6 protein-coding genes are annotated in these 7,029 nt (G+C 66.4%); 4 read left to right on the top strand and 2 right to left on the bottom strand.

The annotated features are described in order from the left end of the window. Both PKE44_RS12770 and PKE44_RS12775 read right to left on the bottom strand, forming a co-directional pair. The coding region (locus PKE44_RS12770; protein ID WP_324551773.1) for a thymidylate synthase at positions 1 to 758 on the bottom strand (758 nt) is incomplete at its 3' end. Between the two features lie 13 nt (positions 759 to 771). Further along, complete coding sequence (locus PKE44_RS12775; protein ID WP_324551776.1) at positions 772 to 1,980, bottom strand: class I SAM-dependent rRNA methyltransferase; 1,209 nt, start codon at positions 1,978 to 1,980, stop codon at positions 772 to 774. A gap of 181 nt (positions 1,981 to 2,161) precedes the next feature. Here PKE44_RS12775 and PKE44_RS12780 point away from each other — a divergent pair, with 181 nt between their 5' ends. From PKE44_RS12780 to PKE44_RS12795, 4 genes are all read left to right on the top strand, one after another. After that, positions 2,162 to 2,707: an FHA domain-containing protein gene (locus PKE44_RS12780; protein WP_324551778.1), complete on the top strand. Its 546-nt coding sequence runs from the start codon at positions 2,162 to 2,164 to the stop codon at positions 2,705 to 2,707. Positions 2,708 to 3,096: 389 nt separating this feature from the next. Then, positions 3,097 to 3,744 (top strand): DUF4433 domain-containing protein, encoded by a 648-nt coding sequence (locus PKE44_RS12785; protein WP_324551780.1) that lies wholly within the window; start codon positions 3,097 to 3,099, stop codon positions 3,742 to 3,744. Beyond that, positions 3,741 to 4,805, top strand: coding sequence for a macro domain-containing protein (locus PKE44_RS12790; protein WP_324551782.1), 1,065 nt, complete (start codon positions 3,741 to 3,743; stop codon positions 4,803 to 4,805). The genes PKE44_RS12785 and PKE44_RS12790 overlap by 4 nt, the downstream gene beginning before the upstream one ends. A 138-nt stretch (positions 4,806 to 4,943) precedes the next feature. After that, the gene (locus PKE44_RS12795; RefSeq protein WP_324551784.1) at positions 4,944 to 7,019 is read left to right on the top strand and encodes a thioredoxin domain-containing protein; all 2,076 of its coding nucleotides are present in this window, start codon (positions 4,944 to 4,946) and stop codon (positions 7,017 to 7,019) included. Positions 7,020 to 7,029: the final 10 nt, after the last annotated feature.

Consider the following 7,029-nt stretch of genomic DNA (forward strand, 5'->3'; position numbering starts at 1 on the left):
TCGTAGCCTTCGAGCCGGAAATCCTCGTAGCGGAACGCGAACAGGTCGCGGACCTCCGGGTTCAGCACCATGCGCGCGAGCGGCAGCGGCTCGCGCGCGAGCTGGGTGTCGACCTGTTCGAAGTGGTTCGAATAGATGTGGCAGTCGCCGCCGGTCCAGATGAACTCGCCGGCTTCGAGGCCGCAGACCTGCGCGAGCATCTGCGTCAGCAGCGCGTAGCTCGCGATGTTGAACGGCACGCCGAGGAACAGATCCGCCGAACGCTGGTAGAGCTGGCAGGACAGCCGCCCGCCGGCGACGTAGAACTGGAACAGGCAGTGGCACGGCGGCAGCTGCATGCGCCCGATCTCGCCGACATTCCACGCGCAGACCAGCAGCCGCCGCGAATCCGGGTTGCTGCGGATTTGATCGAGCAGCTGCGTGATCTGGTCGATGTGGCGGCCATCGGCCGTCGGCCAGCTGCGCCACTGCGCGCCGTACACCGGCCCGAGATCGCCATTGGCATCGGCCCATTCGTCCCAGATCGTCACGCCGTGCTCGTGCAGGAAGCCGACGTTGGTGTCACCGCGCAGGAACCACAGCAGTTCGACGATGATCGACTTCAGATGCACCTTTTTCGTCGTCACCAGCGGAAAGCCGGCGGCGAGGTCGAAGCGCATCTGATGGCCGAAGACCGAGCGCGTGCCGGTGCCGGTGCGGTCCTGCTTGTCGGTGCCGTGCTCGCGCACGTGGCGCAGCAGGTCGAGGTACTGGCGCATTGCGGGTCGAGCCTCAGGCCGGCAGCACGCGGCTGTAGAAGGCCTTCAGGTATTCGGTCTCCGGGATCGCCGGATGCACCGGGTGATCCGGGCCCGGCTGGCCGGATTCGAGGAAGGCGAGCGAGCGGTCGAGGTGGCGGGCGCTCGCGAGCAGCGTGTCGGCGAGCGTCGCGCGCTCCATGTGATGCGAGCACGAGCACGAGACCAGGATGCCGTCGCGATCGAGCAGGCTCATCGCCAGTTCGTTGATGCGCCGGTACGCGAGCGCGCCTTCCTTGAAGTCCTTCTTGCGCTTGATGAAGGCCGGCGGGTCGCAGACGATCACGTCGAAGCGCTCGCGCTCCTGCTTCAGGTTCTTCAGCGCCTCGAAGGCATCGCCTTCGAGCGTCGCGAAGCGCTCGGCGATGCCGTTGAGTTCGGCCGCCGCGTGCGCGTGATCGAGCGCCGCTTCCGAGCTGTCGACGCACATGACGCTGTCGGCCCCCGCCACCGCCGCCTGGATGCCCCAGCCGCCGACGTAGCTGAACACGTCGAGCACGCGCGCGCCGCGCACGTACTTGGCGAGCCGCGCGCGGTTGGCCTGCTGGTCGTAGAACCAGCCGGTCTTCTGGCCGCCGGCGAGCGGCGCCAGATGGCGCACGCCGTTTTCGAGGATCTCGACCACCTCCGGCACCTGACCGATGGCCTCGACGTAGCTGTCCAGCCCTTCGAGCTTGCGGCTGCCGGTGTCGTTGCGCAGCAGGATGCCGGCGGGCTTCAGCACCTTGTCGAGCGCGGCGATGACCTCATCCTTCAGCGCCTCCATGCCGGCGGTCGTGATCTGCACGACGCAGACCGCGTCGTAGCGATCGACGATCAGCCCCGGCAGCGCGTCGCCCTCGCCGTGCACGAGCCGGTAGAACGGCGCCGGATACAGCCGCTCGCGCAAGCCCAGCGCCACCTTCAGTCGATGCACGAGCAGCGAGCCCGACAGCGGATGCGCCGGATCGCGGCTGACCAGCCGCGCGCAGATCAGCGACTGCGGATTGACGTAGCCGGTGCCGACCGGCTTGCCGTTGCTGGCCTGAATCTCGACCGGCTCGCCGGCCCGGAAGCCGGTCAGCGGCGTGACGGCGGTATCGACCTCGTTGCTGTACACCCACAGGTGGCCGGCCCGCAGGCGCCGTTCCTCGTTCTTCTTCAGGCGCAGCGGGGCGTGGGGGGCGGGGACAGGCTGGTTCATCGGGTCGGTACCTGGCGGCGCGCGGGTGGCGCGCGGGAAAAAGTCCGGAAGGCTAGCGTGCTGTCCGGACAAGGTAAACTGCGATACGCGTGTGCGTCCCCGCCGCTCGCCCGTTTCCGTCGCTACCTTTGCCGTAGCCAACCGCTTGCAGCCCGGCCGTGCCGAACTCTGGAGGAACCCGATGCGTAACGTCCCGCCGCCGCCCGATACCGATGCCACCGTCATCCGCCGTGTCGGTGTCCCCGCCGAAACCCCTGCCCCGCAGGCCCGCGTACCGCTGACCGGCGTGCTGCGCGGCGTCAGCGGCGAGATTCACGGCAAGGTCTGGCAGGTCTACGACAAGCTGCTGATCGGCCGCGATGACCGCTGCGATGTCGTCATCCCGCTCGGCGAGGTCTCGCGCCAGCACGCACGCATCGACGGCCTCGACGGCAAGGTCGTGATCCACGACCTCGGCTCCTCGAACGGCACGCGCATCAACGGCAACATGATCCGCGACGCCGAACTCGAAAACGGCGACGAGATCGCCATCCACACCGCCCGCCTGCGCTACGAAATCCCCGGCGCCCTGCCCAAGGCCCGCCCGGCCCCGAGCGCCACGCCGTCCGCCAGCCCGATCCCGGCCACCGCGGCCCCGAGCGGCGGCGGCAACAAGACGCTGATCATCGTTGCAGCGGTCGCCGTCATCGTCGCGATCGCGGCGGTGGCGGTGCTGGTGCTGCGCTGAGTCCGGATGTCGATCCGCTGCGCCGGTACGGCGCGGCGGATCGGCGGCGATGGTTGCGCTTACCCTGAAGCCTGCTGCCCGCAGGAGAGCAGCATGGACACGGCGCGGTGAGGCCAGGCTTCCTGATGATGCCCGGACCGGCGGGCCGGCTTCGCAAGCCCGTTTCTCAGGCGTGGCAGCAGCGTCTCGGTCCGCAGCGCCACGCCGTAGCGGCACCGGCACGATCTGTACATCGACTGCGGCTCAGGCCGTGACTCGCACAGTCCTGCCGGCCCGATTCGGAAACGAAACACGAAAGACAGACACTCCGGCTGCGTCAGGCGCTTCCCTGCACTTCTGCACCCTGAATCCCGCACCTTTCGGCTTCATCCGCATCATGGTTGCCGATGATGAGTTACAGAAATCTCAATCCGGAAAAGGCGCTGATCTGGCGCATTGTTCACCGCGACAACCTGCCGTGGATTCTGGCTAATGGTCTGCACTGCGGCAACAGTCCGGTGAAGGCGCCGGACTGGATCAACATCGGTAACCCGGAACTGATCAGCAAGCGCGCCAGCCATCCGGTGCCGCAGGCGCCGGGCGGTGTGCTGAACGATTATATACCCTTCTACTTCACCCCTTTTTCGCCAATGTTGCACAACATTCGCACGGGTTGGGGCGGCATCCAGAAGCGGACTAATGAGGATGTCGTGATCCTGGTGTCCAGCCTGCACCATGTCGCTGGACAGGGTTTGCCGTTTCTGTTCACGGATAGTCATGCCTACTATCGGTGGGCAAATTTTTATTCTGACCTGGCCGATCTGACCAATATAGACTGGCCCCTGCTGCAGCGGCGAGATTTCAGGCGTGACCCGGATGATCCGGCCAAATTTGAGCGTTATCAGGCTGAGGCCCTGATCTACCAAATCTTGCCGGTGAGCGGTTTGCTTGGAATGGTGTGTTATACTGAGGCATTGAAAATCCTTATTGCTCAGGAAGTTCAAGCCCGAAACCTGAATCTGCCAGTTCATGCCCGGCCCGAGTGGTATTTCGGATGATTACATTCACTCAAGGCAATCTGCTGGAAGCCCGTGTCGAGGTGCTGGTCAACACCGTCAACACCGTCGGCGTGATGGGCAAGGGCATTGCGCTGATGTTCAAGGAGCGCTTTGCCGAGAACTTCCGCCTGTACGCCACTGCCTGCAAGGCCGGGAAAGTGCAGACCGGCAGGATGTTCGTGACGCCGGTGCATGAACTGGACGGTCCGCGCTGGATCGTCAACTTTCCGACCAAGCAGCACTGGCGTTCGCCTTCCCGTCTGGAGTGGATCGTCGATGGTCTGCAGGATTTGCGGCGGTTCCTGCTGGAGCATCAGATTCATTCGATCGCCATCCCGCCACTGGGGGCCGGTAATGGTGGTCTGGAATGGACTGCGGTGCGTGAGCAGATAGAGCTGGCCCTGGGCGACATCGCAACCGAAGTCCTGGTGTTCGAGCCCACCCGCCAGTATCAGAACGTGGCCAAGCGGACCGGCGTGGAAAAACTGACGCCGGCGCGCGCCCTGATTGCCGAACTGGTGCGCCGTTACTGGGTTATGGGCATGGAATGCAGTCTGCTGGAAATCCAGAAACTGGCGTGGTTTCTGGAACGGGCCATCGAGCGCCACAATCCCGGCAACAACCCGCTGAACCTGCAGTTCACGGCCCACAAATACGGCCCTTACGCGAACCGGCTGGACCACCTGCTGAACAACCTCGATGGTAGCTACCTGCATTGCAACAAGCGTATCAGCGATGCCGACCCGTTCGAGGTGATCTGGTTCGACGACGAGCGCAAGGATTTCCTGCAAACCTATTTGAAGACAGAAACCAAAGCGTACGCCCGGGCACTGGAATCAACCACGAATCTGATCGATGGTTTCGAATCGCCGTTCGGCATGGAATTGCTGGCAACGGTTGACTGGTTGCTCACGCGCGAGGGGGTGGCTCCCGATGTGCCGGCTCTGCGGGAAGGCTTGCGCCACTGGCGCGGCGGCCCGGATGCGGCCGAGCGCAAGATGCGCCTGTTCGACGACCGGACACTGACAATCGCCCTCGACCGTCTGCTGCAGCAGGCGTGAATGCGCAATCCTGCCGATCCCACGGGAATAGATTGTTTTTCCCCCCAGAAAGGCCGGGGGCTGAAAAGCAGAGCGTTCCAGCGTGATCGGCATAACATCATCAGTCTTGTAAGGCCAATCACTCTGCAGGCTCCCCCCATGCCCAACCGCCTCGCCTCCGAAAAATCCCCCTACCTCCACCAGCACGCCGACAACCCCGTCGACTGGTATCCGTGGGGCCCCGAAGCGCTTACGAAAGCCGCGACCGAGGACAAGCCGATCCTGTTGTCGATCGGTTATTCGGCGTGTCACTGGTGCCATGTGATGGCGCACGAATCCTTCGAGGACGAAGGCGTGGCCGCGGTCATGAACCGGCTGTTCGTCAACGTCAAGGTCGATCGCGAGGAGCGGCCCGATCTCGACCGGATTTACCAGCAGGCGCACCAGTTGCTGAACGGCCGGCCGGGCGGCTGGCCGTTGAACGTGGTGCTGACGCCCGACGATCACATGCCGTATTTCAGCGGCACGTATTTTCCGAAGACGCCGCGCCACAACCTGCCGGGCTTTCCGGAACTGCTCGAACGGCTGGCCGCGGTCTGGCACGAGCGGCGTGAGGACGTGCGTTCGCAGAACGCGCAACTCGGGCCGGCGCTGCGCAGTGGCGGGCCGAAGGCCGGCGTCACCGGCTATGCCGCCAATCCGGCGCCACTTGAAGAGGTGCGCGGCGCGATCCTCGACAAGCTGGATGCGGAGAACGGCGGCTTCGGCAGCGCGCCGAAATTCCCGCAGGCCGAGCTGTTCGCGCGGCTGCTGCGCATCGCCGCCGGCGCCCGGCTCGCCGGCACGCCCGACACGCAGGTCGAGGCCGCCGTGCGTCTGGCGCTGGCGTCGATGACGACGCGCGGGCTGTACGACCAGATCGGCGGCGGCTTCTTCCGCTACAGCGTCGATGCACGCTGGGAGATTCCGCACTTCGAGAAGATGCTCTACGACCAGGCCGCGCTGCTCGGCCTGCTCGGCGATGCCGTGGCCGCCGGCCTGCTGCCCGAAGGCGGCGGCGCGCTGGCCGCCAGCATCGGATTCCTCGCCCGCGAACTGCGCGCCCCCGAAGGCGGCTTCTACGCGACGCTCGACGCCGATTCCGAAGGCCACGAAGGCCGTTACTACGTGTGGACACCGGACGAAATCCGCGCCGCGCTGCCGGCCGGGGACTACGCGCTCGCCGCTGCCGTCTGGGGGCTCGACGGGGCGCCGAACTTCGAAGGCCGCTGGCACCTCGGCGTGCGCCGGCTGCCGGTCGAGGTCGCGGCCGGCTTCGGGCTCGATGCGGCTGCGGTCGATGCGCGCCTCGATGCCATCCGCGCCCGCCTGCTCGCCGTGCGTGCGGCGCGCGTCTACCCGCATCGCGACGAGAAGATCCTGACGGCCTGGAATGCGCTGCTGATCGGCGCGCTCGCGCGTGCCGGCCGCCTGCACGGGCGGGCGGACTGGATCGCGCTCGCCGCCGATGCACACGCCTTCCTGCGCGAACACTGCTGGCGCGAGGGCCGGCTGTACGCGGTCTGCAAGGACGGCGAGGCGTATCAGCCGGCCTTCCTCGACGATCACGCCTACCTGCTCGATGCGACGCTCGAACTGCTGCAGTGCCGCTGGCAGCCGGATGATCTGCACTTTGCGCAGGCGCTCGCCGATCAGCTGCTCGACCGCTTCGCCGATCCGAAGAAGGGCGGCTTCCACTACACGCCGGTCGATGGCGAAGCCCTGATCGCGCGGCCGAAACCGCTGTGGGATGACGCGCTGCCCGGACCCAACGGCGTTGCCGCGCGCGCGCTGCTCGTGCTCGGGCGGCTGCTGAACCGCATCCCGTATCTGGTCGCGGCCGAGAAGGTGCTGAAGTGGGCCTGGCCGGGCATCGAGAGCCACCCGCTCGGCACGACGACGCTGCTCGGGGCACTGGAGGAATACTTCCGCCCCGGCACGACGGTCGTGCTGCGCGGCACGGGCGAGGCGCTGCAACGCTGGCAGCAGCGCAGCAGCGGCCGCTACGCCGCGCAGCGCGTGACGATCGCGATTCCGGACGACGCCGCCGACCTGCCCGAGGCGCTGGCCCTGCGCAGCGCCCGCGCCGACGGCCCGGTCGCGTATCTCTGCACCGGCACCCAGTGCAGCGCCCCGATCACGGACTTCGCGGCCTTCGAGGCGGAGCTGGCGCAGCAGGAGCCGCGCTTCGGGTGAGCGGGCTGCT

It is taken from the genome of Plasticicumulans sp., assembly GCF_035331805.1.
Lineage (GTDB): Bacteria > Pseudomonadota > Gammaproteobacteria > Competibacterales > Competibacteraceae > Plasticicumulans.

Excerpts from the sequence above, each read along its gene's own strand:
- PKE44_RS12775 (WP_324551776.1), bottom strand. The coding sequence starts at position 1,980 with ATGAACCAGCCTGTCCCCGCCCCCCACGCCCCGCTGCGCCTGAAGAAG.
- PKE44_RS12780 (WP_324551778.1), top strand. The coding sequence starts at position 2,162 with ATGCGTAACGTCCCGCCGCCGCCCGATACCGATGCCACCGTCATCCGC.
- PKE44_RS12785 (WP_324551780.1), top strand. The coding sequence starts at position 3,097 with ATGAGTTACAGAAATCTCAATCCGGAAAAGGCGCTGATCTGGCGCATT.
- PKE44_RS12790 (WP_324551782.1), top strand. The coding sequence starts at position 3,741 with ATGATTACATTCACTCAAGGCAATCTGCTGGAAGCCCGTGTCGAGGTG.
- PKE44_RS12795 (WP_324551784.1), top strand. The coding sequence starts at position 4,944 with ATGCCCAACCGCCTCGCCTCCGAAAAATCCCCCTACCTCCACCAGCAC.